The sequence below is a fragment of the Mesorhizobium sp. M0808 genome, assembly GCF_040320025.1.
In the GTDB taxonomy this organism is placed as follows: Bacteria; Pseudomonadota; Alphaproteobacteria; order Rhizobiales; family Rhizobiaceae; genus Mesorhizobium.
The window spans coordinates 230,479-253,885 of record NZ_JAMYOX010000003.1; the positions used below are offsets into that span (position 1 = coordinate 230,479).

Genomic DNA, 23,407 nt, shown 5'->3' on the forward strand with positions numbered 1-23,407 from the left:
CGCGACTGGAGAATGCCAAAGCCCGCTGCCTCACCGTGGCGGGCTTTTCATGTTGAGATGGGGACTAGCGGGATTAGCGGGCAAAACGCCGTCGCTTTCGAGTGTCAGCAGATGTGGTAAGGTTGATTGTCGCCGAGTAGCAGAGGTCCAGCAACAAATGACTTTGAGACGAACCAGAGCTTACGGCGCATCCGGCTTGGTTCTAGCGGTTTGCACTGTATTTGCTTGGCAGAACGCCACTGCCGCTCAAAATTGCGACGCAGCCGCGACGCCTGGCGTCAATTGGCAGGACTGTGACAAAAAGCTTCTAATCCTAACAGGACAGGACCTGAGCGGGGCGAACCTGTTCGGTGTTGATTTCACTTCGACCGACCTCAGGAACAGCAATCTCCTTGCGGCAAATTTTGAGAAGGCAACGCTTGTGCGTGCTTCCCTGGCCGACTCGACCGCCCAAGGCGCCCGGTTCGACAAAATCGAGGCCTACAGGACCGACTTCAGCCGTATGGACGCGCGGGGCGCTGTGTTTGCCAGCGCGGAAGTGCAGCGCTCGAATTTCCAGGGCGCCAATCTGACCAATGTAGATTTCACAAAGGCGGAATTGGGGCGTGCGCAGTTCCATGACGCCGATATCAGCGGCAGCCGCTTTTCGTTTGCCAATCTCGCGCGGGCGGACTTCCGAGGAGCGACGTTCACCGCGCCGATAGACTTTGACCGCGCTTTTTTCTTTCTGACCCGTGTCGAGGGCCTCGATCTTTCCAATTCGGCGGGTCTGTCCCAGTGGCAGCTCAACATGGCTTGCGGAGACGCGCGGACCGAGTTGCCTTCTGGCTTGACGAGGCCTGAAGATTGGCCCTGTCAATTCCAGCAGGAATAGAAGGATTTCCGCGAAGACGATTGAACCTTGGCGCGTTGGTCGGTGCTGAATGCAGCGATTCCCCGCTGCCCGCTAGTTCGCTGGCCCCGTGCCGTGCCATCGGACGAAAGCTGCATCCTTGCCGGTAATGTCCTTCACCGATTTCAACAGGGTTTCATGGACCGCTCGAAGCGCTCGATAGTGGTCGCAGGTGGGCGATAGCAGCGGCCGGACAATGCTCTTGTGAAGCTCTTCCGCAGCCGCCATGAAGCGGTCGATCTCGGCCTGTGAAAGTTGCTTAGATGGTTTGGTTCTGGCCATTGCGCGATCTCCGTTAAGTGGATCGCCGCACCGGCACAATGAGGACCATATTCCTAATTCGACCGCAAGAGATATTCTGCAAGATGGGACACCAGGACGACGACGGCGGCAATCACAGGCCCACCGTGAGCCGAGCCAACAGGGATTTCTCTTCTGAAAACAGACGGGAAACAGACGGGCGCCGGCACGTAGAGCCCGCCCTAGCGCGACCTAGGGCCAGGCGGTCACGGCCAGCGCCACCTAACTCCTGGTCGGTGGCCTTGCACACCGGCATGAGTGTTCGAATGGCGCGGATGGCTTCGATGGCTTTCGGCGTCGGCTGGAACCTAAAGCTCTTGTCCAGCTTATGGCGATATGAGCACACGCGGGATAAACTTCCTCGACAAATGGATGGCAGAACACCTGCCGGATACCGTCGGCACAGACGTCACCTCGGTGAGCGAACTGACCCAGAAACTGTTTGCCGACGCAATGAGAGAGCTGAAAAAGTGGATGCCCTCAAGCGAACATATCGTCTGCAGTTCATGCTCAATGCCGGGGAACTCGCTGTCCTGGATGCTTGGCGGTTTGAGAACAGACTGCCGAACCGTGCTGAGGCAGTACGGGCTTTGCTTCAACGCGGGCTCATGGCAAAGGATTATGATGCAGAGCCAAGCGCACGTTCGGCCAATTTCAGAGTTCTCAAGCGCCCCGACGACTAGAGCGTTCATAACGCGAGGGTGGCATAGCAAAAGCGAGTTGGCCTAGTCCACCATGTCACGCAGGGGCCTCTTGCGCTTCGGCGGCCTGTACTTCTCGACTAGCCTCATCCGGCCAGACTTTGCCCAAATGGACCCCGTGCGGAGGGCTTATTTGACCGTTATTTGATGGTTTTCCGGGGACAGCAGCTAAGCTGTTGATTTTATTGGTACGCCCAAGGGGAATCGAACCCCTGTTCCCGCCGTGAGAGGGCGGTGTCCTGACCGCTAGACGATGGGCGCGTTCAAGAACCGGCGATATAGGCTGACGGCTGGCAAAAAGCAACTAGGCTTAAGGCTGCCGATCGCGCCGGTGAAATATCCGCTGCAAGCCTAGCGTTTTGGCTCGATAAGGTCCCAGAGATTTCCATAAAGGTCGGCGAAAACCGCGACCGTGCCATAAGCCTCGTGGCGTGGAGCTTCGCGGAACTCGACGCCTTTTTCGAGCATCAGCGCATGGTCGCGGGCAAAATCGTCGGTTTCGAGGAACAAAAAGACCCGCCCGCCGGTCTGGTTGCCGACGGCGTGCCTTTGCGCATCGCCGGATGCTTCGGCGAGAAGCAGCCGCGCGCCCTGCCCTTTGCGCGGCGTGATCGTGACCCAGCGTTTGCCGCCGCCGAGATCGACATCTTCGGTGAGGACAAAACCCAGCCGGTCGACATACCACGAGATCGCCTCGTCATAATTTGCGACGACAAGCGCGACCGTGGCAATGCTGCGGTGTTCGGCAAAACCGGTCATTTGTTCCTGATCGAAAAACGCCCGACGATGCGGCGCTCAGTGATGTCATAAACGAAGATGGCGCGGCTGCCGTCGGGCAGCTCGGCGTCGATCGACAGGTGATTGCCGGAGAGCGATTGGCTGATCACCCTGGCGCCGACCGGCAGCACGATGTCGCCGTTGACCGTTTCGCCGATCGGCACCTGGATGTCGCTGCTTAGCGGAGGGGCGGCAGGCGGCGCGTTGCGCGCTTTGTAGACAAGTGCTGCGATCACCACCATAAGGGCGAGGAACAGCAGGCCGAGATTGATGGCGACGAAGCGGACGAGCTTCCTCCGCACCTTTTCGACCTCGGGGTCGAGCGGCTTTTCCTCGTCTTCGTCGGCAAGCGGCCGGGCCATGGCAGCAGATTCCGGAACTGTTTTCGATGAGCGCTCATAACGAAGAGGTCAGACAATTAATAGGGGCCGGACCGATCGTCCTGGAGGCGGGCGCTGATGCGGCCGGCCAGCGGCTCGACCAATGGCTGGCGGCCAGGCTCGGCCCCGACATGTCGCGCAGCCGGGTACAGATGCTGATAAAGCAGGGCGCCGTCAGGATCGGCGGCAGGCCAGCCAGCGAAACGAAGCGCAAGATGGCACAAGGTGACAGCGTGTCGGTCGACATGCCGGAGCCGGAACCGGCGGAGCCGCAAGGCGAAGATATTGCGCTGGACGTCCTCTACGAGGACAGCGAGCTGATCGTCATCAACAAGCCGGCCGGGCTGGTCGTGCATCCCGGCGCCGGCAACTGGACCGGCACGCTGGTCAACGCGCTGATCCATCATTGCGGTGATAGCCTGTCGGGCATCGGCGGGGTGAGACGGCCGGGCATCGTCCACCGCCTCGACAAGGAGACCAGTGGCGTCATAGTCGTCGCCAAGACCGATCGCGCCCACAAGGCGTTGTCGGAGGCCTTTGCCGACCACGGCCTGACCGGCGATCTCGAGCGCGCGTATCTGGCGTTGGTCTGGGGCATACCGGCAAGGCCGACCGGGACGGTCGACGCGCCGCTCGGCCGCGCCGCCGACCGGGTACGCCGCGCCGTGGTGCCGCAAGGCCGCGACGATGCCCGCCACGCCGTCACGCATTTCACCGTTGTCGAGCGCTTTGGCGAGCAGCAGCAGGAATTCGCCACGGCGAGCCTGGTCGAATGCCGGCTGGAAACCGGTCGCACTCACCAGATACGCGTCCACATGGCCCATATCGGCCATCCGGTGATTGGCGACCCCGAATACGGCCAGGCTTTCCGCACCAAGGCCAATCGGTTGCCCGAGCCGCTAAGAAGCAAGGTAAAAGCGTTTCCGCGACAAGCTTTGCACGCCCGCCTCCTTGCATTTCGGCATCCGGATACCCATCTAACGATGAGGTTCGAAGCACCGATACCGTGGGACATGGAGGAACTCGTCGACGGCTTCCGCAAGCTCTGAACCAACCACCTGAAAACCTGACCGGCGTTGTTCACTTCAACGTGACACACTGTTTCGTGTTGAACAAATGCCTGTCTTTCTGGTTTTGTTCCTATATATGTCGGTTGGCGCGAATGTGCCTTTGGCATTCGCGCCACATGCCCGCCGCGTTTCGGGGGCATCACTCCAATAGAGAGGGGGCGCTATCATGGCCCAGTCATTACCCAGTATCGTTTCCGGCGAAGGCGGTCTCAGCCGCTACCTGGAAGAAATCCGCCGCTTTCCGATGCTTCAGCCGCAGGAAGAGTACATGCTCGCCAAGCGCTATGCCGAGCATGAGGACACCACGGCTGCACACAAGCTCGTCACCAGCCACCTTCGGCTCGTCGCCAAGATCGCCATGGGCTATCGCGGCTATGGCCTGCCGATCGGTGAGGTGATCTCGGAAGGCAATGTCGGCCTGATGCAGGCCGTCAAGAAATTCGAACCGGAGCGCGGTTTCCGTCTCGCCACCTATGCGATGTGGTGGATCAAGGCCTCTATCCAGGAATACATCCTGCGCTCGTGGAGCCTGGTCAAGATGGGCACCACCGCCAACCAGAAGCGCCTGTTCTTCAACCTGCGCAAGGTGAAGGGCAAGATCCAGGCGCTCGACGAAGGCGATTTGAAGCCCGACCAGATCACCGAGATTGCCACCCGGCTGAACGTCTCGGAAGCGGAAGTCGTGTCGATGAACCGCCGTCTGTCGGGCGACGCCTCGCTCAATGCGCCCATCCGGGCCAGTGAAGGCGAGTCCGGCGAATGGCAGGACTGGCTGGTCGACGACCACGAAAGCCAGGAAGAGATGCTGATCGAGCAGGACGAGCTGGAAAACCGGCGCGGCATGCTGTCGGGCGCTCTTGCCGTGCTCAACGACCGCGAACGCCGCATCTTCGAGGCGCGCCGCCTCGCCGATGAGCCGTTGACGCTTGAAGAGCTGTCGGCCGAGTTCGATATCAGCCGCGAGCGCGTGCGCCAGATCGAGGTGCGCGCCTTCGAGAAGGTGCAGGACGCGGTCAAGGCCGCGGCCAAGCGCCAGACGCAGGCGCTGCGCACCATCGAGGCGCAGCCGGCGGCGTAAGGCCTTCCAAGGGAACAAATAACGGCGGCGTCAGGTAACTGGCGCCGCCGTTTTTTAAAAGCGCGTCGCGTTCGACCGGCCTTGTGCGACGCGCTTTAGATTCTTGGTTTATGCATGTCGTTATCGCAAACCGCTTCCACTTTTGCGCGACATGTATTAGCGGGTTGCCGGTTCCGCGGCGCCTTCGCGGATGTCCGATCCGCCGCCATAACTGCTCAGTAGCCTTGCCATGGCGTCCCCAGACGATCGCATCGATAGCGGCATTACCGCAATTTTCCCCAAGCCCTGAAAACCGCAAGACTGCAAGCTGTGGCGGCAATGTTGCGGCGCCGACCGCGGCATTCCACAACCCGGCGCTCGCGGCAGGCGGCGCGACAACGAGCCGCCGAGGCTGCGCCGGGCAGTTGAGCTCGTTTATTGAAAACGAAAGGCAGTGTGACGATGACCATTTCTCCGTTTCTGGCCGCTCTCGGATCCGAAGGTCCGCCAGCCGACCGAGCGAAAGACATGGCCCTGTATGGATGGCTGATTGGAAGCTGGGAAATGGACTCGGTCCACTACCTCGACGACGGCACAATCCAGAAATGGGATGGCGAATGCCATTTTGGCTGGGTGCTCGAAGGCCGCGCGATTCAGGACGTTTGGATCAGGCCCAAGCGCCCTGCGCCGTCGACGATGTATGGTACGACCTTGCGCATCTTCGACCCTGGGATCGATGGCTGGCATATCATATGGAACGACCCGCTCAACCAGGATCACTCGCGCCAGATCGGGCGGGCCGAGGGTAAGGACATTGTCCAACTCGGCAATGACTCGCGCGGTCTGCAAACTCGATGGCGTTTCACCGAGATCACTGCCAACAGCTTCCATTGGATCGGCGAGGAGAGATCTTCCGAGAGCAACCCTTGGCAAATCACGTATGAACATTTAGCCCGCCGAACAAAACCCTGACGCTGGACTAAACACTTAGCTGGCGTCTGCGCCGCTCCTCATCCGGCTACCGCAACCGTCTTCCGCATGGACCTATCGGATGCAAACATCGCAAAAATCGAATCAGGATCAATAACTTGGATGACCATCGCAGAACGATGAGGGCGGCGCCGAGTCTGAAATAGCATTGTAGTGCCAGCGACCCATCTCCTCACAGGCAATCGAGCGGAAATTTCAGATAGCGCCGCCCGTTGGATTCCGGTTCCGGCAGGCGTCCACCATTCATATTGACCTGCAGCGCGTGCAGGATCAGCCGCGGCATCGGCAACGTCCTGTCGCGGGCCTGGCGGAGCGCGACGAAGTCGGCTTCCGTCTTGCAGCCGGCAACATGGATGTTGCCGGCTTTCTGCTCCGCGACCGTGCTTTCCCACCGCGCTTCGCGACCGCCCGGCTGGTAGTCGTGACCGACGAACAGACGTGTCTCGTCCGGCAGCGCCAGGATGTCCTCGATCGAACGCCAGAGCCGCTCGGCACTGCCGCCCGGAAAGTCTGTCCTTGCGGTGCCGCTGTCCGGCATGAACAGCGTGTCGTGGATGAAGGCGGCGTCGCCAATGACGTAAGCGATCGAGGCCAGTGTGTGGCCCGGCGAGAACAGCACTCTTGCCGGAAGGCCGCCGACCGAAAAAGTTGCGCCGTCGGCGAACAGCCTGTCCCATTGCGAACCGTCGGCGGGGAATTCCGGCCAGTTGTAGATCACCTTCCACAATTTCTGGACGTCGATGACCTTTTCGCCGATTGCCGTCGGCGCTCCGGTTCTCCCCCTCAGATAATGGGCGGCGGAGAAATGATCGGCATGCGGATGCGTGTCGAGGATCCACTCGACCTCCAGCCCGCTTTCCCTGACGAAGTCGAGCAGGGCGTCGGCGTTTTTCGTTGCCGTTGCACCGGACCTTTCGTCGAAGTCGAGCACCGGATCTATGATGGCGCATTTGCGGGTCGCCATGTCGGCGACCACATACTGGACGGACCCGCTCGGCTTGTCATAGAAGCCGGTGACCTGCGACCTGGCCGATAATGCGTCCAATCCCAGCCCCCTTGATCCTCACCGTGGCAGGAATGACTTTCTCTGCCACGGCAAATGAAAGGCATGGTTGTCCGTCAACCAGGCGCCGTCAAGCACCCCATACTCACACGACCAGGAAAACCGAAAATTCTCCGTGCCGCCTCTGCCTGCTCAGGCGGAAGGCTGCTTGGTTTTCCTGAGATATGGCAGGATCGTCTCGTAGGCGCCGAAGCGCTTGATGGCATCCTCATTGGAGACGGCAGCGGTGATGATGACGTCCTCGCCCTGCTTCCAGTTCGCCGGCGTCGCCACCTGGTGCTTGGCGGTCAGCTGCATGGAATCGATGGCGCGCAGGATTTCGTCGAAGTTGCGGCCGGTCGTCATCGGATAGGTGAGAACCAGCTTGATCTTCTTGTCGGGCCCGATGACGTAAACCGAACGCACCGTGGCATTGTCGGCGGGCGTGCGGCCTTCCGAGCTCTCGCCGGCACCCGCCGGCAGCATCTCGTAAAGCTTGGCGACCTTGAGATCCTTGTCGCCGATCAGCGGGTAGTTCACCGAATGACCGGTCGCGGTCTTGATGTCGTTCTGCCACTTTTCATGGCTTTGGACGGGATCGACCGAGATGCCGATGATCTTGACGTTGCGCTTCCTGAACTCGCCTTCGAGCCCGGCCATTGTGCCGAGTTCGGTCGTGCAAACCGGCGTAAAGTTCTTGGGATGGCTGAACAATACCGCCCAGCCGTCGCCGATCCATTCATGGAAGCTGATCGGTCCTTGCGTGGTCTCAGCGGTGAAGTCCGGTGCGATATCGTTGATGCGAAGGCTCATGACGTGTCCCTTACCCTGTGCGTGCAGATCGCAGCCGGCGTTGCCCGGCGCTGCTTTTGCCTTTCTATCACTCCGGCGTCATCCTTCAAACGCCTGTTGCGCCGGCATCGGCCGGCGGCGAAATATTTTCATTGCTTCTCGGCAAATGCAGCAGGAATTTTCGCTGCGCTGGTTCAGGCCTTGTTCACTGCCAGCGTCGTCGCCAGGTCTTCCATGCGCTGGGCCAGTGCGCCGAGCGCCCCGGTCAGCACGGAATCGTTCTTGTCGGCCTTGGTCAGTGCGTCGTCGCGCGTCTTGCGCAGCGTCAGCACTTCGCTTTCCATGCCCTTGACCCGCTTCTGCAGTTCCGAAAGCTCGTCCATGACCATGATGCCGGCCATCACGGTCAGCCGCTGGTCGCCGATCTCGCCAAAAGAATCCTTCAGATGCGAGACATAGCGGTCGAAGCGCTCGGCAAGATCGATCAGATGCTCTTCCTGGCCCTCGTCGCAGGCCATCCGATACTGCTTGCCGTCGATGGAAACCGTGACTTGTGCCATTGGCCTACCTGTCCAGTACCGCGCGGATGGTTTCCATGGCTGTCACCAGCCTTCGCGACACTTCCTTGTTGGCATCTTCCAGCCGTTCGGCGCGGGCCTCGGAATTGTCGAGCTCCTGCGCCAGCCGCGAGCGGTCGGCGTTCATCCGCTGCACTTCGGCCTCGGCTTCCGAATAGTCCCGCTCGTGCTCGAGCTTGGCCGCGACGGCGTTTTCCAGCCCTTCGATGGCCTTACCCAGCCTGGCAATGACTTCCTTGAGGGTCGTTTCCCCGGTCATGGCTTTCGTCCTGCGCCCTGCCCATCACCGAATCATCCACGTTCAGAACGCGTTATCCCTGAAACATTACGCGTCGTGTGAACCGCACGTCAATAAAGCTGTCGCGACTGTCCCCTGCTAACGCTAATGTAAGTCGCGCATGGCCATCACAAGACCGGCAAAAGCACACCGATTTGTTGACTAAAAGGCCGCGCCTGCTATGTGTCGCGCACCCTTTTCAAGGGCTTTCCCAAGGCCCAAACCCCCATTTTGGAGGAAGCATGACCTCGCGCGAACAACATGACCGGATGGCCAATGCGATCCGTTTTCTCGCCATGGACGCCGTCGAGAAGGCAAATTCCGGCCACCCCGGACTGCCCATGGGCTGCGCCGACATCGCCACGGTGCTGTTCACCCGCTTTCTCAAATACGATCCGAAAAACCCGCATTGGCCGGACCGCGACCGCTTTATCCTGTCGGCCGGCCACGGCTCGATGCTGCTTTACTCGCTGCTCTATCTGACCGGCTACGAAGACATCACCATCGACCAGATCAAGCAGTTCCGCCAATTGGGGTCGAGGACGGCGGGCCACCCGGAATACGGCCATGCCGCCGGCATCGAGACGACGACAGGCCCACTCGGCCAGGGCCTTGCCAATTCGGTCGGCTTCGCGCTCGGCGAGCGCATCATGAATGCCGCTTTCGGCAATGATCTCGTCGACCACTACACCTATGTGCTGGCCGGCGACGGCTGCCTGATGGAAGGCGTATCCCAGGAAGCCATCGCGCTTGCCGGGCATCTGAAGCTGAACAAGCTGATCGTCTTCTGGGACAACAACAACATCTCGATCGATGGCCCAGTGTCGCTCGCCGATAACACCGATCAGGTCGCCCGCTTCCAGGCGTCCGGCTGGAATGCCAGCCATATCGACGGCCAGGACCCGGAAGCGATCGCCTATGCCATCGAAGCGGCCCGCCACTCCGACAAGCCGACGATGATCGCCTGCAAGACGACGATCGGCTTCGGCGCGCCGACCAAGGCCGGCACCAACAAGGCGCATGGCTCGCCGCTCGGCGCCGAGGAAATCGCCGGCGCCAGAAAATTCTTCGGCTGGGATTATCCGCCCTTCGAGGTTCCGGCCGATATCCTCGACGCATGGCGTACCGCCGGGCGGACCGGCGTCAAGGCGCGCACCGACTGGGAAAGCCGGCTTGCCAAGGCTGATGCCAAATTGCGCGCAGAGTTCGAACGCCGCATCAGTGGCACGCTGCCGGCCAACTTCGACGCCGTCATTGGCGATTACAAGAAGAAGCTCGCCGCCGACAAGCCGAAGGTCGCCACCCGCAAATCGTCGGAAATGGCACTGGAGGTCATCAACGGCGCCTTGCCCGAAACCATCGGCGGCTCGGCCGATTTGACCGGCTCCAACAACACCAAGACCAGCCAGACCAAGAACATCACTGCCGACGATTACGGCCAGCGCTACGTTCATTACGGCGTTCGCGAGCACGGCATGGCGGCCGCGCTCAACGGGCTGACATTGCATGGCGGCATTATCGCCTATGGCGGCACTTTCATGTGCTTTTCCGATTATGCCCGTCCGGCGATGCGGCTTGCTTCGCTGATGGGCATCCGCTCGATCTTCGTCATGACCCATGATTCCATCGGCCTTGGCGAAGACGGCCCGACCCATCAGCCGGTCGAGCATCTGGGAGCACTTCGCGCCATTCCGAACCACAATGTCTTCCGCCCGGCCGACGCGGTGGAAACCGCGGAATGCTGGCAGTTGGCCATTGAGTCGGAAAAGACGCCTTCGACATTGGCGCTGACCCGGCAGAACCTGCCGACGGTACGCAACGACTTCGTTGCGGAAAACCTCTCCAGCCGCGGCGCCTATGAACTTGCCGCCGCCAGTGGCGAGGCGGCGGTGACGATCTTCGCTTCGGGCTCCGAGGTCGAGATCGCGCTGGCTGCCCGCGAGGCCTTGGAAAAGCACGGCCACGCGACCCGCGTCGTCTCGGTGCCGTGTTTCGAATTGTTCGACAAGCAGAGCGCCGACTACCGCAGCAGGACGATCGGCAATGCGCCGCTCAAGATTGCCATCGAAGCCGGCATCCGTCAGGGCTGGGATCACTTCATCGGCACCGACGGCATCTTTGTCGGCATGACCGGCTTCGGCGCCTCCGGCACCATCGAACAGCTCTACCCGCATTTCGGCATCACAGCCGAGGCAACGGTGAAGGCGGCGGAAGCCCGTCTGCATGGCAAATGAAAGTGAGCCCCGCCCGGCAAAGGCTGGCATAGCGGTTTTGCCGGGCGGTGGAGCACTAATCGATTTAAATCCACGCCTCGGCGGCTGGATTCTTTGCCCGTCCGCCGTTATGAAGCTGCGGACTTGATCTTCGGCCTCCAACTCCCAGGGAGAGAACAATGACCGTCAGAGTTGCCATCAACGGATTCGGCCGCATCGGCCGCAACATCCTGCGCGCCATCCATGAATCCGGCCGCAAGGATATCGACGTCGTCGCGGTCAACGATCTCGGCCCGGTCGAGACCAACGCGCATCTGCTGCGCTTCGACAGCGTGCATGGCCGCTTTCCGCATGAGGTGACGGTTGACGGCGACCAGATCATCGTCGGCAAGGAAAAATTCAAGGTCACCGCGATCAAGGATCCGACGCAACTGCCCTGGAAGGAGCTTGGCATCGACATCGCGCTCGAATGCACCGGCATCTTCACCGCCCGCGACAAGGCCGTCGCCCATCTGACCGCCGGTGCCAAGCGCGTTCTCGTCTCCGCTCCGGCAGAGGGCGCCGATCTCACCGTCGTCTATGGCATCAATCACGACAAGCTGACCAAGGACCACATCGTCATCTCGAACGCCTCCTGCACCACCAACTGCCTGGCGCCGCTGGCGGCCGTGCTGAATGAGGCGGTCGGCATCGAGAAGGGCATGATGACGACGATCCATTCCTACACCGGCGACCAGCCGACGCTGGACACCATGCACAAGGACCTCTACCGCGCCCGCGCCGCCGCGCTGTCGCAGATTCCGACCTCGACCGGTGCTGCCAAGGCCATCGGCCTGGTACTGCCCGAACTCAAGGGCAAGCTCGACGGCATCTCCATCCGCGTGCCGACCCCGAACGTCTCGCTCGTCGATTTCAAGTTCATCGCCAAGCGGCCGACCACCGTCCAGGAGATCAATGACGCGGTGATCGCCGCCTCGAACGGTAAGCTGAAGGGCATCCTCGCCGTTACCCGTCACCCCAATGTTTCGATCGACTTCAACCATGATCCGCATTCCTCGATCGTGGCGCTCGACCAGACCAAGGTCATGGACGGCAACTTCGTTTCGGTGCTGTCGTGGTACGACAATGAGTGGGGCTTTTCCAACCGCATGGGCGATACCGCCGTCGCCTTCGGCAAGACCATCGCCTGATCGCAGAGCCAGCTTCTCGACCTGGAGACGCCCGGCTCAGTCCGGGCGTTTTTCATTGCAGCACGAACCGCCGAGGCACGCTCCGCTGCTCGGGGGTGCCAAAACTTTCGACGATCGGCAGCGTGGGGCAAAAAGCCACGCTGCTGCCTTGCAGCGGCCATGTCTTCGCCCCACTCTCCCGTGATGCCGGAGCATATCGACTAGGGGCGACCAACGAATGGAGCATGGTATCTATCTTGTGACGCTCGTTGGCGCAGCACTTGTCGTTGCCGCCGCGTTTTCAAGCCTGATCGCCTTCCGTTTCGGCGCCCCTCTCCTGCTGCTGTTTCTCTGCATCGGCCTCGCCACCGGAACCGACGGTCTCGGCATCCATTTCGACAATGCCCGAGTTGCTTATTTTGCCGGCTCATTGGCGCTGGCGGTCATCCTTTTCGATTCCGGCTTTGGCACGCCGCTCAACGCCTTGCGGCAGGCGGCCGGGCCGGCGCTGTCGCTGGCCACATTCGGCGTCCTTTTGACCACCGGACTCTTCGGCGCCGCCGCCTATTATCTGCTCGACCTGACCTGGCTGGAATCCTTCCTGCTCGGTGCCGCCGTCGCCTCGACCGACGCCGCGGCGGTGTTCTTCCTGCTGCGCGCCGGCGAGATTAATTTGCGCGAGCGCGTGCGGTCCACGCTCGAGGTGGAATCCGGCACAAATGACCCGATCGCCATCTTCCTGACCATCACGCTGGTCGAGGTCATCGCCGCCAATACCCACCCCGAGGCCAAGGTGCTGGTCACCGATCTTGCCGTCGGCTTCCTTGTCAACATGGGGCTCGGCGCGGTCATCGGCATTCTCGGCGGCATGGCCATCGTGCGCCTTGTCGATCGCCTCAATCTCGATCACGGCCTGCTGCCGATCTTCGTGCTGACGCTGTCGCTTATGGTGTTCGCTGCCGCCGGTGCCGTCGGCGGCTCCGGCTTTCTGGCGGTCTATCTCGCAGGCCTGATTGCCGGCAATTCCGATATCCGGGCCGTCACCATCCTCAAGCGCTTCCAGGACGGCATGTCGTGGCTGGCGCAGATCATCATGTTCCTGATCCTCGGCCTGTTCGCGACGCCTTCGCAATTTCCGGCGATCCTGGTGCCGGCAGTGCTGCTCGGCCTGTTCCTGGTATTTGTGGCACGGCCAATCGCCGTCTGGCTCTGCCTGGTGCCGTTCCGTCTGCCACGCCCGGAAGTCGCCTTCGTCTCGTGGGTTGGCCTGCGTGGTGCCGTGTCGATCCTGCTTGCCATCACGCCGCTGCTCGGCGGTCTTGAGAACGGCCGCCTCATCTTCAACACTGCCTTCATCATCGTGCTGGTCTCGCTGATCATCCAGGGATGGACCGTCGGGCCGCTGGCGCGCCGTCTCGGCCTTATCGTGCCGGCCCGCCTGGGACCGCTCGACAAGGTCGAATTGGAACTGCCGGGCTCCGCCCATCATGAGCTTCTCGCCTACCGCGTGGCACCTGGCAGCCCGGTGGCGCGCGGCGAACGCATTCCGCGCTGGGCGCGGCCGTCGCTGGTGCTGCGCGACGGACGCTCGATGCGCTTCCAGGATATGGGCCGGCTCGCGGCCGGCGACCATGTCTACATCTTCGTGCCGGACCGCTATCCGCGCCTGCTCGACAAGCTGTTCGCCAGCCGTGCCGTGGTCGATCCCGAGGACGCGGATTTCTTCGGGGCCTTCGCCGTCGATCCGTCACGCCCCGCCGAGGAACTGGAGACCGCCTACGCGCCGGGCCTGACCGAAGCGGAACGCAAGCTCAGCATTGGCGACCTGGTCACTACGCGGCTCGGCGGCCACGCCGAATACGCCGACCGCGTGCTGCTCGGTCCGATCGAGCTGATCGTCCGCGACGTCGACGACAAGGGCAGGATCACCGGCCTTGGCCTGTCCTTTGAGCCGACCGCGCCGGTGGCGCGCGTTCCGGTGTTCCTCAGCGCCGGCGAAATCCGCGATCGCATCGCCGCCATCATCCGCAACCGGCGCAAGCCGGCCGAGGCGCAGGCGGTCGAGGCGGCGGCCGAGATGGAACCGGTTCCGCAGCCCGTGGTGGAAAAGACAACTGGCGAAGGCTGACCGCTGTCCACCCGAGCCGCGGAACCCTGCCGCGAGGCTGAAGAATGGCTCGGCAACTGGTGTGGCGGGTCCATGTGGTCCGACATCGCCGGAAATGATCCCGATCGGCCGGTTGCGAGGGCGTCCGGCCGATCAGTCGCCAATTCTCCGGCGCGCCATAGGGGCGCGCTTAATTGTTGCGGGCCGCTACGAACTGCGCCGCTTGTTTCAGAAGCGCAGCCTGCTCGCCAAAAGGTTCGAGCAACGCATGAGCCTGGTCAACGAGGCCATGGAGCTGGCCCCGCGCCCAGTCCGGTCCGTGCAGCGCGACCAGCGTCGCCTTGCCGGCCGCGGCATCCTTGCCGGTCGCCTTGCCCATCTGATGCGCGTCGGCGGTCAGGTCGAGCAGATCGTCGGCAAGCTGAAAGGCAAGCCCGATCGCCGAGCCGAACTCGGCCAGCCTTTCGCGGTCGCCCGACGGCGCGCCGGCAAGGATAGCGCCCGCTTCGCAGGCAAAGCGGATCAGCGCACCGGTTTTCATCGCCTGAAGCCGGATGATGCCGGCCTCGTCCGGCCGGCTTTGTTCGGCTTCGAGATCGAGCATCTGGCCGCCGACCATGCTTCCCGCCCCGGCGGCGCGGGCCAGTGCCAGCACCAGCGTTGCCCTGCGCTCGGCCGGCAGCATTGTCGCCTCGTCGGCAAGGATGTCGAAGGCAAGTGTCAGCAAGGCGTCGCCCGCAAGAATGGCGGTCGCCTCATCGAAAGCCCTGTGCACGGTCGGCTGGCCGCGGCGCAAATCGTCGTCGTCCATGGCCGGCAGATCGTCATGGATGAGCGAATAGCAGTGCACGCATTCGAGCGCCGCCGCGACGCGCAGCGCCGCCTCGCCGTCGGCTGAAAACAGTGCAGCACTTTCCATGACCAGGAAGGGACGCAGTCGTTTGCCGCCGTTCAGCACGCCATGTCGCATTGCCGCCATCAGGCGTTCGGGCCGCGCGACCTCGCCCGAAAGCGTCCGTCCGTCGAGCAACCGCCTCAGCAGCGCCTCGAGCGGAACTGCCCGGGCAATAAGTGCAGCTTCGAACGCCATTTGGTCGTCTTTCGTCATGGTCGGGAGCGGTAGCCGACACTCAGACGTTGCGCAAGAAGCCAAGCGCCATTATGCCGGGGGCAGGGAGTAGCGCGGACTGGGTGGCTTGGCGGAACCGATCGTCGATCACGAAACCGAAGGGTTGGACATGGCGAGACCGAGACGCGGCAGCCGCATCGGTCTTCAACGCTGGGTCCGGCGCGGCATCGCCGTCGCGGTCGTGCTGGCGCTGGTGCCGGTGGTGCTGACCTTCCTGTACCTGCCGACATTCGTGCATCCGGTGTCGACATTGATGCTGAAGGACCTGGCGACGTTTTCTGGCTACGATCGGCGCTGGGTTTCCATCGACGATGTCGCGCCGGTGCTGGCATATTCGGTCATCATGTCGGAGGACGGGCAGTTCTGTTTCCATCGCGGCGTCGATCTGGGCGAGTTGCGCGGCGTCGTCGACGATGCGCTCGCCGGCGAGATGACACGTGGCGCCTCGACCATCACCATGCAGACGGTAAAGAATCTTTATCTATGGTCGCGGCCGTTGGGCTCGGTCCGTAAGGTCGTGGAACTGCCGCTGGCCGTCTATTTCGATGCGGTGCTGTCGAAACGGCGGATCATGGAGATCTACCTCAACATCGCCGAATGGGGACCGGGCATCTACGGCATCGAGGCCGCCGCCCAGCATCATTTCGGCGTCTCGGCAAAACAGCTGTCGCGCCGGCAGGCAGCGCTGCTTGCCGTCACCTTGCCGAATCCGATCGTGCGCAATCCGGCGAAGCCCGGGCCGGGACTGAGGCGGCTTGCCGCGTTGATCGAACGGCGCGCCGGCCGCGCCGGCGCCTATGTCGGTTGCCTGCGATAGTGTCAAAAAAAAACACGGCGACGCTGGCCAAAACGCCGTCGGGCGTGTATAGGCACCCGACTTTCTCAGATTCCGGCCCCTGATGTGGCCCTTTCACGAGGGCCGCCGGGGCGTTTTGACCATGTAGTGGAGCATATCCATGGCCGTTCCGAAACGAAAAACCTCTCCGTCGAAGCGCGGCATGCGCCGTTCTGCCGACGCACTGAAGGCCCCGACCTATGTCGAGGACAAGAACTCCGGCGAGATGCGCCGTCCGCACCATATCGACCTGAAGACCGGCATGTATCGCGGTCGCCAGGTTCTGGAGCCGAAGGAAAGCTGAGAGAGCTTTCGACGGTTTATGGGTTGCGAAACGACCGGCCATTGGCCGGTCTTTTTGCGTTTGCGACAACTGATCGTATCAGCCGGGCCTGACATTGTTGTTTCACGCCGTCTTTGTCCGTGTTTATCGGCCGCACGAAAATTCTTGACGGCGAACGCCGGGCGCACTCTACAAAGATCAGTCCAACCGGAGCCGCCACATGTTCGGTGCCATCCCGCTGCTGATCGTGCCTTTCATCCTCTACAATCTCGGGCTTCTGGGAATATTCGGCAGCGGCGACGATCCGTGGGCCACCGAAATGTTTTCGGTCCGGATGATGTCGGGTGGCGTGTTCTCGATGACCCTCGGCGACCTCATCGTGCTGATCGCACTGATCTTCTTGTTCGTCGAAGTGGTGAAGTCGACGCGCACGACAAATGCCTCGATCATGGACCATCTTTTGTCGACCTTCGTCTTTGTGGCCTATCTGGTCGAGTTCCTGCTGGTGAAGGGCGCCGCCCATTCCGTTTTCTTCACACTGATGGTCATAGCGCTGATCGACGTGCTGGCCGGCTTTTCGGTGTCGATGCGGTCGGCCACCCGCGACATCAATATGAGTTAAGGATCCCGACTCAGCCCGGGTCAGCGGTGAAGCCAGCCGCCTCGACGCCGGCGATGGCTGCCGTTTCATCATTGTCGGACGTGTCGCCGGAAATACCGATGGCGCCGATGATCGTGCCGGCGTTGTCGCGGATCAGCACGCCGCCGACGACCGGCAGGACGCGCCCGCCCGACACGTCGGAGACGCCGGCGATCAGATGCGGGCGCTCCTTGGCGAAAGCTTCCACCCGGCGCGAGCCCATGCCGATAGCGAGCGCGCCATAGGCCTTGCCGGCCGACATTTGCGGACGCAGGAAAGAGGCGCCGTCCTGACGCTGGAACGCGACCAGATGGGCGCCGGCGTCGAGCACCGAGACGCCAAGCGGCCTGAGCTTGAGCTCGGCACCCTTGGCAAAGGCGGCGGCGATGATTTCAAGGGCTTTGTCGAGCGTCAGTGCGGTCATGGCCGTCTCCTAAACGCGCCAGTTATCAACCGGCAGAACAGACTCCGAGTGAACTGTTTCGCGTGCGAAAGGAAGCATGCATTCTGGGAGCGCCGGCCTATTTCTTCTTGGCGCGAGGCTTCTTCACCGGGGCCGGAGGCGCATTGGCCAGGTCTTCCGCTTCCTTGGCGAGGCGCAGCGCCCGCAGCTTGTTGGTCTTGGCTTGGCGAGCGTCGCTCTCGGCGACATATTCCGCCATCGCCTTCTGGCGAACCGTGGCTGCCTCTTCCTGTTTCTTGAAACGCAAATCGGCCCGCGCACGGGCAGTGTCCTTAGAGTTCTCGACCAAGAGCGTTATCCAATCCGTAAATTATCTTCAGTCCCTTGATAGCAGAGCCAGCCCGCAATTGGGAAAATAAGTTGGTCATGGCGCCGGATCGCAGCCGACTCGCTCCGCCTTGCGGGCGACTACCGCATCGTATCCGGCCTGCAAAGTCGCGCGGACGGTGGGTCCAGATGGGGCGGGAGACGCACCCAGATGCTCGTGGCGCAACTCGTTCATGAACTTATCCCACATCGGCGGGCCGCCTTTTTCCAGAAGCTCGGCACGGATAGAGAGCTCTTCGCTGACCGGCAGCCAGACGCGGCCCCAGGCGCCGAGATGCGCCAGGATCGGCACCAGCGTAATCGCCATTTCGGTCAGGCTGTAGATCGCCTTTTGCTTGTGGGAGGGATCGTCCGCCTTGGTCAGCATGCCGAGCTCCATCAGCCGCTTCAGCCGGTCGGCGAGGATGTTGGAGGCGATGCCCTCCATCGAGCCGTTGAGCAGTTCGCGAAAGTGGCGTCTGCCGCCGAAGATGATGTCGCGAAGGATGATCAGGCTCCACCGGTCACCGAACACTTCGAGCGACAGGTTGATGGGGCATCCGGACCGACGATCGATGTTCATGCGAATCTCCAAAAACCGGTTGCACTATCGTATCGGTTTTAATATCGTGCAACTGATTGCAACTTGCAATCGGATTTGCAGCCCAAGGAGGAAAGTCATGAGAAACGCCGAACACCCCGAAATCGTATCCCAGACGTTCGGCGATCCGGCCCATCCGGCGGTGTTGTTGATCATGGGCGCGATGGCTTCCATGCTTTGGTGGCCCGAAGCGTTTTGCCGGAAGCTGGCCGGCGAGGGTCGCTTCGTGATCCGCTATGACAATCGCGATACCGGCCGTTCGACCAAATACGCGCCGGGCGAGCCGCCTTATACATTCGACGACATGGTGGACGATGCCGTCCGCGTCCTTGACGACCAGGGAATCCGAAAGGCGCACGTGGTCGGCATGTCGATGGGCGGTATGATCGCGCAGCTCGTTGCGTTGAAATACCCGCCGCGTGTCAATTCGCTGACGGTGATCAGCAGCTCGCCCCTGGGCATCGATACGTCGCATTTGCCCGGAACCACCGAGGCCTATAGGAAACATTCGGCCGAAGGCGCCAAGGTCGACTGGTCTGACCGTGGCCAAGCGGTCGATTTCATGGTCAAAAACGCGCGTGCGCTCGCCGGCACCGCGCATCCGTTCGATGAGGCGCGGACGAGAGCGTTCGTGGAACAGGACTACGACCGGTCCGGCGGCTTTCTCAGCGCGACCAATCACTTCATGCTCAAGGGCGGCGAAGATCGGAGCGGCGAGGACTGGACGGGGCGGCTGCACGAGATGAAGATTCCGCTCCTCGTTATCCACGGCACCGACGATCCGATCTTTCCAGCCGAGCATGGCGCCGCTCTTGCCGACGCGGTCGCCGGTGCAAGACTGGTCCGGATCGAGGGCGGCGGCCACGAGCTGCATCCCGACGATTGGGCCGCGATCATCGATGCGATCGTCGCCCACAGCCGGGCCACGTAGCAGCGGGCCGAACCTTGACACCGGATGCCCGCGAGACGAAGCACCAAAGATAGGAGCAAAAATGTCCCTGACGATGCATCTTCATCCGCTGGCCTCCTTCTGCTGGAAACCGCTGATCGCGCTCTATGAGAACGGCACGCCATTCACATCGGTCGTCGTCGATCTCGGCAACGAACAGTCGCGCGCGGCGTTCCTGAAATTGTGGCCGGCCGGCAAGATGCCGGTGCTGCGCGATGAGGCGCTGGACCGGACCGTGCCGGAATCGACGATCGTCATCGAATATCTCAACGCGTATTATCCCGGACCGGTCGAGCTGATCCCCGGCGATCTCGATCTCGCCCGTCAGACCCGGCTTGCCGACCGCTTCTATGACTTCTACGTCCAGGAACCGATGCAGAAGATCGTTGGCGACCGGCTGCGGCCGGAGGGCAAGACCGATCCGTTCGGCGTCGAGCAGGCCCGCGCCCAGCTGCGCAGCTCCTACGCCATCATTGAACAGGACATGCAGTCGAGGACATGGGCGGTGGGTGCGAGCTTCACCATGGCCGACTGCGCTGCCGCCCCCGCGCTGTTCTACGCCAACAAGGTCGAGCCGTTCGGAGACGAATATCCTGCGGTCAGGCGCTATCACGACCGGTTGCTGCAACGCCCCTCGGTTGCCCGTGTGATCGAGGAAGCGCAGCCGTATTTCAAGCTCTTCCCCTACAACAATGGCTAGAGTGGTTCATCGTTTCACGGAAACGCCGAACCGCTCTATCTCTTTGTTTTTGCGCAATTCCGTACGGAAAACCGTTTCACACTTTTCCTGGAATTGCTCTAGGCCCGATGCTGCATAGTTGCTCGACGCGCTGACGATGCCCCTCAGCTTCCGGGTGAACCGAGCTGCTCCGCATCCCAGAACTGGTCAAGCCAGATGTTGAGCTTCAGGAAGCCGGCATTGCTGACCGTATAGACGCGCCTGGTGCCTTCCGGCTTGGCGTTGACCAACCCCGCATCAAGCAGCACCTTCAGGTGCTGCGAAACGGCCGGGCGGGACACCGGCAAGCCGGATGCCAATTCGTTGACGGTCTTCGGTCCGCGCCGGAGCTCTTCCAAGAGATGGCGCCGGTTGGGATCGGCAATCGCCATGAAGGCGTCGGAAAGCATCATGCCTTATTTGTGGGGCAAAGCGCCTCGAATCTCAACTGTCGGCTTCAGCTTTTCTGCGCGGGTCGAGCCGCAACGCTTCCGGCGTCACCGAGCGATCGGCGGGCTGGGTCTTGAAGGCATCGCGGCCTTCGATCGGCACCGGCGCGCGACGGCTGATGCGCAGCAGCGTATAGCCAGCCAGGCTGAGATGCGCGAGCGCAGTGGCCAGGAACAGCCCCTCAGGGCGCATCCAGCCCATCAGGCCGGCGGCCACCAGCGGACCGATCATCGTGCCGAAGCCATAAAGCAGCAGCAGGCCGCCCGACACTTTGACGAAGTCCTCCGATCGCGCATGGTCATTGGCATGCGCCACCGCGATCGAATAGAGCGTGTAGGCGAAGGCGCCGTAGGCGGCGGTGCAGACGATGACGAAGACGCCGGAGCGCGGTTCGAACAGGAAGATGGCGATGGCAAACAGCGCAGCACCGAAGGCCGCGCCCGCCAGCACGAAACGACGGTCCGTCGTGTCGGAGAGCCGCCCGGCCGGAAGCTGCATGGCGGCACCAGCGATGACCACGAGGCTCATCATCAGCGCGATCTCGGCTGTCGAGATGCCGATGCGCGCTCCATAGACGGCACCAAGTGTACCCCAGGCGCCGTTGGCGATGCCGATCAGCACGCAAGCGATCGCCGACACCGGCGAATTGACGTAGAGCCCCTTGACGTCAAGCGACACGTCCTGCAGCGGCTTGGGGTGAGACGCCGTCGAGACCGCCGTCGGGATCAGCGACAGGCAGAACAGAATGCCGGTGATCATGAACAGCGACGCCGATCTCACATCGCCGCCGGCAACGATCATCTGACCGCCCATGATCGAGGCATAGGTGACCATCATGTAGAGGCCGAAGACGGTGCCGCGGTTTTCGTTGGTGGCCTTCTCGTTGAGCCAGCTTTCGATGACCATGAAGGCGCCGGCCATGGTGAAGCCGGTGAAGGCGCGCAGCAGGATCCAGGTATATTCGTCGATGATCAGGCCGGTGAGCAGTGCGACGATCGCTCCCGATGCGGCAAAGGCGCCGAAAGCCCTGACATGACCGGCGCGGCGCACGATGCGTGGCGCAAAGAAGCAGCCGGTGACGAAGCCGCCGGCCCAAGCCGTGCCCATCAGGCCGAGCGATGCCGTCGAGAAGCCCTCCACCTGGCCGCGCAGCGGCAACAGCAGACCGTGCAGTCCGGATGCCGCCAACAGGAACGCGGTGCCGCGCAGCAGCGAGAGGATCGGTCTGTAGCTTGCGAACATTTTTCAATCCGGCTGGGGTTTAGGGCACAAGTCTGCAGACAGCGGCATTCGGGCTTTTCGGCGGCGTGCCCGAGCTTTTGGCATTACCCGCAGTAACTACCCGCGGCGAAACAGCGCCTCTGCCGCCGACTTGGTCGAGCCCTTGGTCTTGAGCTCGGCTTCCAGCCGGGCGATCTCGTCGCGCAGGATGCCGATCCGTTCGGACAATTCGTCGACGGAAAGCAGCGACAGATCCTGCCCGATCTCGTGCGGGCGCGCTTTCTTCTTGGGTTCGTCGTCGAAGATCGCCATCGTCGCTCCTCCGTGATTGCCCATTTGCCTGATTTGCCAATGAGCATACATAGGGCAAGGGTATGGATGCAAATGGCGGGCAAGAGCTGGCACGAGAAACCGGCGGAGCACGACGGGAAAATTCATGGCGAACGCACAGAAAATTCCGGCGAAGATGATGGCGATCGCCATATCGGAACCGGGCGGGCCGCGGGTGCTGAAACCGGAAACCCGCGACGTACCGGTTCCCGGTCCCGGCGAGATCCTGATCCGGGTGCGGGCCGCCGGCGTCAACCGGCCGGACGTGCAACAGCGCAAGGGCGCCTATCCGCCACCGCCGGGAGCGTCGGATCTGCCGGGCCTGGAAGCAGCAGGCGAAGTCGCTGCCCTTGGTGACGAGATATCGCGCTGGCGCGTCGGCGACCGGGTCTGTGCGCTGACGGCGGGCGGCGGCTATGCCGAATATGTCAGAGTGCACGCCGGCAGCGTGCTGCCGCTGCCCGCCGGCTTTACCTACACCGAAGCGGCGGCGCTGCCGGAAAACTACTTCACTGTTTGGCACAATGTCTTCGAGCGCGGCGGCCTGAAGAGCGGCGAGACCCTGCTCGTGCATGGCGGCTCGTCGGGTATCGGCACCACGGCGATCCAGCTTGCTGCCGCTTTCGGCGCCTATGTCGTCACCACCGCCGGCAACAAGGAGAAATGCGACGCCTGCCTCAAGCTCGGCGCCGACCGGGCGATCAACTACCGCGAGGAGGACTTCGTCGCCGCAGTCAAGGAGGCAACCGGCGGCAAGGGTGCCAATGTCATCCTCGACATGGTCGGCGGCGACTATGTGGCGCGAAACTATGAGGCTGCAGCCATGGAAGGCCGCATCGTCCAGATCGCGACGCAGGGCGGGACGGTGGCGAGCGCCGATTTCTTCAAGATCATGGCCAAGCGGCTCGTGCACACAGGATCGCTGCTCAGGCCACGCACCGTGGAGTTCAAGGCGGCAGTTGCGGCTGCGCTCGAGGCGCAGGTTTGGCCGCTGCTCGGCACGCGCAAGGTTGCGCCGGTGATGGATACGATCTTCCCGCTCAAGGAAGCGTGGCGGGCGCATGAGCGGATGGAGGAGGGTGAGCACATCGGCAAGATTGTGCTCGATGTCGCCTGACGGCCCGCAAACAGGCTGAA

The 23,407-nt window shown here is 62.2% G+C and carries 27 protein-coding genes and 1 tRNA gene; 13 read left to right on the plus strand and 15 right to left on the minus strand.

Translation table 11 applies throughout. The features are described from left to right. Positions 1-157: 157 nt before the first annotated feature. On the plus strand, positions 158-874 hold the full coding sequence (locus tag NKI25_RS06845) for a pentapeptide repeat-containing protein (RefSeq protein ID WP_352840872.1): 717 nt from the start codon (positions 158-160) through the stop codon (positions 872-874). A gap of 72 nt (positions 875-946) precedes the next feature. Here the strand turns inward: NKI25_RS06845 and NKI25_RS06850 are convergent, their stop codons facing one another. The 4 genes from NKI25_RS06850 to NKI25_RS06865 all read right to left on the minus strand — a co-directional run bounded on the left by NKI25_RS06850 (position 947) and on the right by NKI25_RS06865 (position 3,032). Beyond that, the gene (locus tag NKI25_RS06850; protein ID WP_352840874.1) at positions 947-1,174 is read right to left on the minus strand and encodes a hypothetical protein; all 228 of its coding nucleotides are present in this window, start codon (positions 1,172-1,174) and stop codon (positions 947-949) included. A 905-nt stretch (positions 1,175-2,079) separates the two neighbouring features. After that, positions 2,080-2,154: transfer RNA gene (locus NKI25_RS06855), tRNA-Glu, on the minus strand. Between the two features lie 90 nt (positions 2,155-2,244). Further along, complete coding sequence (locus NKI25_RS06860; RefSeq protein WP_352574815.1) at positions 2,245-2,652, minus strand: VOC family protein; 408 nt, start codon at positions 2,650-2,652, stop codon at positions 2,245-2,247. Beyond that, complete coding sequence (locus tag NKI25_RS06865) at positions 2,649-3,032, minus strand: hypothetical protein (RefSeq protein ID WP_023678516.1); 384 nt, start codon at positions 3,030-3,032, stop codon at positions 2,649-2,651. Before NKI25_RS06865 ends, NKI25_RS06860 begins: the two co-directional genes overlap by 4 nt. Positions 3,033-3,058: 26 nt before the next feature. On the opposite strand from NKI25_RS06865, the gene NKI25_RS06870 reads away from it, so the two are divergent. The 3 genes from NKI25_RS06870 to NKI25_RS06880 all read left to right on the plus strand — a co-directional run bounded on the left by NKI25_RS06870 (position 3,059) and on the right by NKI25_RS06880 (position 6,149). After that, positions 3,059-4,099, plus strand: a complete 1,041-nt coding sequence (locus NKI25_RS06870) for an RluA family pseudouridine synthase (protein WP_352574813.1) — start codon at positions 3,059-3,061, stop codon at positions 4,097-4,099. A 187-nt stretch (positions 4,100-4,286) separates the two neighbouring features. After that, positions 4,287-5,198: an RNA polymerase sigma factor RpoH gene (rpoH, locus tag NKI25_RS06875; protein ID WP_023678514.1), complete on the plus strand. Its 912-nt coding sequence runs from the start codon at positions 4,287-4,289 to the stop codon at positions 5,196-5,198. Between the two features lie 441 nt (positions 5,199-5,639). Continuing rightward, on the plus strand, positions 5,640-6,149 hold the full coding sequence (locus NKI25_RS06880) for a hypothetical protein (RefSeq protein ID WP_352574811.1): 510 nt from the start codon (positions 5,640-5,642) through the stop codon (positions 6,147-6,149). 190 nt (positions 6,150-6,339) lie between these two features. Here the strand turns inward: NKI25_RS06880 and NKI25_RS06885 are convergent, their stop codons facing one another. The 4 genes from NKI25_RS06885 to NKI25_RS06900 form a co-directional block, all read right to left on the minus strand. Next, positions 6,340-7,212 (minus strand): MBL fold metallo-hydrolase, encoded by an 873-nt coding sequence (locus tag NKI25_RS06885; RefSeq protein WP_352574809.1) that lies wholly within the window; start codon positions 7,210-7,212, stop codon positions 6,340-6,342. 150 nt (positions 7,213-7,362) lie between these two features. Further along, positions 7,363-8,022: a peroxiredoxin gene (locus NKI25_RS06890; RefSeq protein ID WP_023678511.1), complete on the minus strand. Its 660-nt coding sequence runs from the start codon at positions 8,020-8,022 to the stop codon at positions 7,363-7,365. 173 nt (positions 8,023-8,195) lie between these two features. Next, positions 8,196-8,561, minus strand: coding sequence for a cell division protein ZapA (locus NKI25_RS06895; protein WP_254816554.1), 366 nt, complete (start codon positions 8,559-8,561; stop codon positions 8,196-8,198). 4 nt (positions 8,562-8,565) lie between these two features. After that, positions 8,566-8,838 carry a DUF4164 domain-containing protein gene (locus NKI25_RS06900; RefSeq protein WP_006200774.1) on the minus strand — a complete coding sequence of 91 codons (273 nt, stop codon included), beginning with the start codon at positions 8,836-8,838 and terminating at the stop codon, positions 8,566-8,568. Positions 8,839-9,098: 260 nt separating this feature from the next. Here NKI25_RS06900 and tkt point away from each other — a divergent pair, with 260 nt between their 5' ends. The 3 genes from tkt to NKI25_RS06915 all read left to right on the plus strand — a co-directional run bounded on the left by tkt (position 9,099) and on the right by NKI25_RS06915 (position 14,366). After that, positions 9,099-11,090 carry a transketolase gene (gene tkt / locus NKI25_RS06905; RefSeq protein WP_352783215.1) on the plus strand — a complete coding sequence of 664 codons (1,992 nt, stop codon included), beginning with the start codon at positions 9,099-9,101 and terminating at the stop codon, positions 11,088-11,090. 158 nt (positions 11,091-11,248) lie between these two features. After that, on the plus strand, positions 11,249-12,259 hold the full coding sequence (gene gap / locus NKI25_RS06910) for a type I glyceraldehyde-3-phosphate dehydrogenase (protein ID WP_023678507.1): 1,011 nt from the start codon (positions 11,249-11,251) through the stop codon (positions 12,257-12,259). Positions 12,260-12,476: 217 nt separating this feature from the next. After that, entirely contained in the window at positions 12,477-14,366 is a 1,890-nt protein-coding gene (locus NKI25_RS06915) for a potassium/proton antiporter (RefSeq protein ID WP_352589844.1), read from the plus strand. Between the two features lie 169 nt (positions 14,367-14,535). Here the strand turns inward: NKI25_RS06915 and NKI25_RS06920 are convergent, their stop codons facing one another. Continuing rightward, complete coding sequence (locus NKI25_RS06920) at positions 14,536-15,453, minus strand: polyprenyl synthetase family protein (RefSeq protein ID WP_352457948.1); 918 nt, start codon at positions 15,451-15,453, stop codon at positions 14,536-14,538. Positions 15,454-15,532: 79 nt separating this feature from the next. Between NKI25_RS06920 and NKI25_RS06925 the strand changes: the two genes are divergently transcribed. The 3 genes from NKI25_RS06925 (at position 15,533) to NKI25_RS06935 (ending at position 17,214) form a co-directional block, all read left to right on the plus strand. Further along, the gene (locus NKI25_RS06925; protein WP_031212144.1) at positions 15,533-16,291 is read left to right on the plus strand and encodes a biosynthetic peptidoglycan transglycosylase; all 759 of its coding nucleotides are present in this window, start codon (positions 15,533-15,535) and stop codon (positions 16,289-16,291) included. A 139-nt stretch (positions 16,292-16,430) separates the two neighbouring features. Beyond that, positions 16,431-16,613, plus strand: a complete 183-nt coding sequence (gene rpmF / locus NKI25_RS06930) for a 50S ribosomal protein L32 (protein WP_006203806.1) — start codon at positions 16,431-16,433, stop codon at positions 16,611-16,613. A 199-nt stretch (positions 16,614-16,812) separates the two neighbouring features. Then, positions 16,813-17,214, plus strand: coding sequence for a hypothetical protein (locus NKI25_RS06935; protein WP_023678503.1), 402 nt, complete (start codon positions 16,813-16,815; stop codon positions 17,212-17,214). A gap of 10 nt (positions 17,215-17,224) precedes the next feature. Here NKI25_RS06935 and NKI25_RS06940 read toward each other — a convergent pair whose 3' ends face one another. From NKI25_RS06940 to NKI25_RS06950, 3 genes are all read right to left on the minus strand, one after another. Next, complete coding sequence (locus NKI25_RS06940) at positions 17,225-17,656, minus strand: GlcG/HbpS family heme-binding protein (protein ID WP_023678502.1); 432 nt, start codon at positions 17,654-17,656, stop codon at positions 17,225-17,227. 97 nt (positions 17,657-17,753) lie between these two features. Next, positions 17,754-17,984 carry a hypothetical protein gene (locus NKI25_RS06945; RefSeq protein WP_023678501.1) on the minus strand — a complete coding sequence of 77 codons (231 nt, stop codon included), beginning with the start codon at positions 17,982-17,984 and terminating at the stop codon, positions 17,754-17,756. Between the two features lie 75 nt (positions 17,985-18,059). After that, positions 18,060-18,584, minus strand: a complete 525-nt coding sequence (locus NKI25_RS06950) for a winged helix-turn-helix transcriptional regulator (RefSeq protein WP_352451127.1) — start codon at positions 18,582-18,584, stop codon at positions 18,060-18,062. A 97-nt stretch (positions 18,585-18,681) separates the two neighbouring features. Between NKI25_RS06950 and NKI25_RS06955 the strand changes: the two genes are divergently transcribed. Continuing rightward, positions 18,682-19,533 (plus strand): alpha/beta fold hydrolase, encoded by an 852-nt coding sequence (locus NKI25_RS06955; protein WP_352571983.1) that lies wholly within the window; start codon positions 18,682-18,684, stop codon positions 19,531-19,533. A gap of 61 nt (positions 19,534-19,594) precedes the next feature. Beyond that, entirely contained in the window at positions 19,595-20,251 is a 657-nt protein-coding gene (locus NKI25_RS06960; protein ID WP_352457946.1) for a glutathione S-transferase family protein, read from the plus strand. A gap of 143 nt (positions 20,252-20,394) precedes the next feature. On the opposite strand, the gene NKI25_RS06965 is transcribed toward NKI25_RS06960, so the two are convergent. The 3 genes from NKI25_RS06965 to NKI25_RS06975 form a co-directional block, all read right to left on the minus strand. Beyond that, positions 20,395-20,682 (minus strand): ArsR/SmtB family transcription factor, encoded by a 288-nt coding sequence (locus NKI25_RS06965; RefSeq protein ID WP_023678497.1) that lies wholly within the window; start codon positions 20,680-20,682, stop codon positions 20,395-20,397. Positions 20,683-20,713: 31 nt separating this feature from the next. After that, positions 20,714-21,961 carry an MFS transporter gene (locus NKI25_RS06970; protein ID WP_023678496.1) on the minus strand — a complete coding sequence of 416 codons (1,248 nt, stop codon included), beginning with the start codon at positions 21,959-21,961 and terminating at the stop codon, positions 20,714-20,716. A 96-nt stretch (positions 21,962-22,057) separates the two neighbouring features. Then, positions 22,058-22,252, minus strand: coding sequence for a DUF1192 domain-containing protein (locus NKI25_RS06975; protein WP_023678495.1), 195 nt, complete (start codon positions 22,250-22,252; stop codon positions 22,058-22,060). A gap of 124 nt (positions 22,253-22,376) precedes the next feature. Between NKI25_RS06975 and NKI25_RS06980 the strand changes: the two genes are divergently transcribed. Next, entirely contained in the window at positions 22,377-23,387 is a 1,011-nt protein-coding gene (locus NKI25_RS06980) for an NAD(P)H-quinone oxidoreductase (protein ID WP_036238914.1), read from the plus strand. The last annotated feature ends 20 nt before the right edge of the window (positions 23,388-23,407 follow it).

Excerpts from the sequence above, each read along its gene's own strand:
- NKI25_RS06965 (WP_023678497.1), bottom strand. The coding sequence starts at position 20,682 with ATGATGCTTTCCGACGCCTTCATGGCGATTGCCGATCCCAACCGGCGC.
- NKI25_RS06890 (WP_023678511.1), bottom strand. The coding sequence starts at position 8,022 with ATGAGCCTTCGCATCAACGATATCGCACCGGACTTCACCGCTGAGACC.
- gap (WP_023678507.1), top strand. The coding sequence starts at position 11,249 with ATGACCGTCAGAGTTGCCATCAACGGATTCGGCCGCATCGGCCGCAAC.
- NKI25_RS06880 (WP_352574811.1), top strand. The coding sequence starts at position 5,640 with ATGACCATTTCTCCGTTTCTGGCCGCTCTCGGATCCGAAGGTCCGCCA.
- NKI25_RS06940 (WP_023678502.1), bottom strand. The coding sequence starts at position 17,656 with ATGACCGCACTGACGCTCGACAAAGCCCTTGAAATCATCGCCGCCGCC.
- NKI25_RS06955 (WP_352571983.1), top strand. The coding sequence starts at position 18,682 with ATGAGAAACGCCGAACACCCCGAAATCGTATCCCAGACGTTCGGCGAT.
- NKI25_RS06870 (WP_352574813.1), top strand. The coding sequence starts at position 3,059 with ATGAGCGCTCATAACGAAGAGGTCAGACAATTAATAGGGGCCGGACCG.
- NKI25_RS06895 (WP_254816554.1), bottom strand. The coding sequence starts at position 8,561 with ATGGCACAAGTCACGGTTTCCATCGACGGCAAGCAGTATCGGATGGCC.
- rpmF (WP_006203806.1), top strand. The coding sequence starts at position 16,431 with ATGGCCGTTCCGAAACGAAAAACCTCTCCGTCGAAGCGCGGCATGCGC.
- NKI25_RS06845 (WP_352840872.1), top strand. The coding sequence starts at position 158 with ATGACTTTGAGACGAACCAGAGCTTACGGCGCATCCGGCTTGGTTCTA.
- NKI25_RS06850 (WP_352840874.1), bottom strand. The coding sequence starts at position 1,174 with ATGGCCAGAACCAAACCATCTAAGCAACTTTCACAGGCCGAGATCGAC.
- NKI25_RS06900 (WP_006200774.1), bottom strand. The coding sequence starts at position 8,838 with ATGACCGGGGAAACGACCCTCAAGGAAGTCATTGCCAGGCTGGGTAAG.
- NKI25_RS06935 (WP_023678503.1), top strand. The coding sequence starts at position 16,813 with ATGTTCGGTGCCATCCCGCTGCTGATCGTGCCTTTCATCCTCTACAAT.
- NKI25_RS06975 (WP_023678495.1), bottom strand. The coding sequence starts at position 22,252 with ATGGCGATCTTCGACGACGAACCCAAGAAGAAAGCGCGCCCGCACGAG.
- NKI25_RS06860 (WP_352574815.1), bottom strand. The coding sequence starts at position 2,652 with ATGACCGGTTTTGCCGAACACCGCAGCATTGCCACGGTCGCGCTTGTC.
- NKI25_RS06920 (WP_352457948.1), bottom strand. The coding sequence starts at position 15,453 with ATGACGAAAGACGACCAAATGGCGTTCGAAGCTGCACTTATTGCCCGG.
- NKI25_RS06970 (WP_023678496.1), bottom strand. The coding sequence starts at position 21,961 with ATGTTCGCAAGCTACAGACCGATCCTCTCGCTGCTGCGCGGCACCGCG.
- NKI25_RS06950 (WP_352451127.1), bottom strand. The coding sequence starts at position 18,584 with ATGAACATCGATCGTCGGTCCGGATGCCCCATCAACCTGTCGCTCGAA.
- tkt (WP_352783215.1), top strand. The coding sequence starts at position 9,099 with ATGACCTCGCGCGAACAACATGACCGGATGGCCAATGCGATCCGTTTT.
- NKI25_RS06865 (WP_023678516.1), bottom strand. The coding sequence starts at position 3,032 with ATGGCCCGGCCGCTTGCCGACGAAGACGAGGAAAAGCCGCTCGACCCC.
- rpoH (WP_023678514.1), top strand. The coding sequence starts at position 4,287 with ATGGCCCAGTCATTACCCAGTATCGTTTCCGGCGAAGGCGGTCTCAGC.
- NKI25_RS06980 (WP_036238914.1), top strand. The coding sequence starts at position 22,377 with ATGGCGAACGCACAGAAAATTCCGGCGAAGATGATGGCGATCGCCATA.
- NKI25_RS06960 (WP_352457946.1), top strand. The coding sequence starts at position 19,595 with ATGTCCCTGACGATGCATCTTCATCCGCTGGCCTCCTTCTGCTGGAAA.
- NKI25_RS06915 (WP_352589844.1), top strand. The coding sequence starts at position 12,477 with ATGGAGCATGGTATCTATCTTGTGACGCTCGTTGGCGCAGCACTTGTC.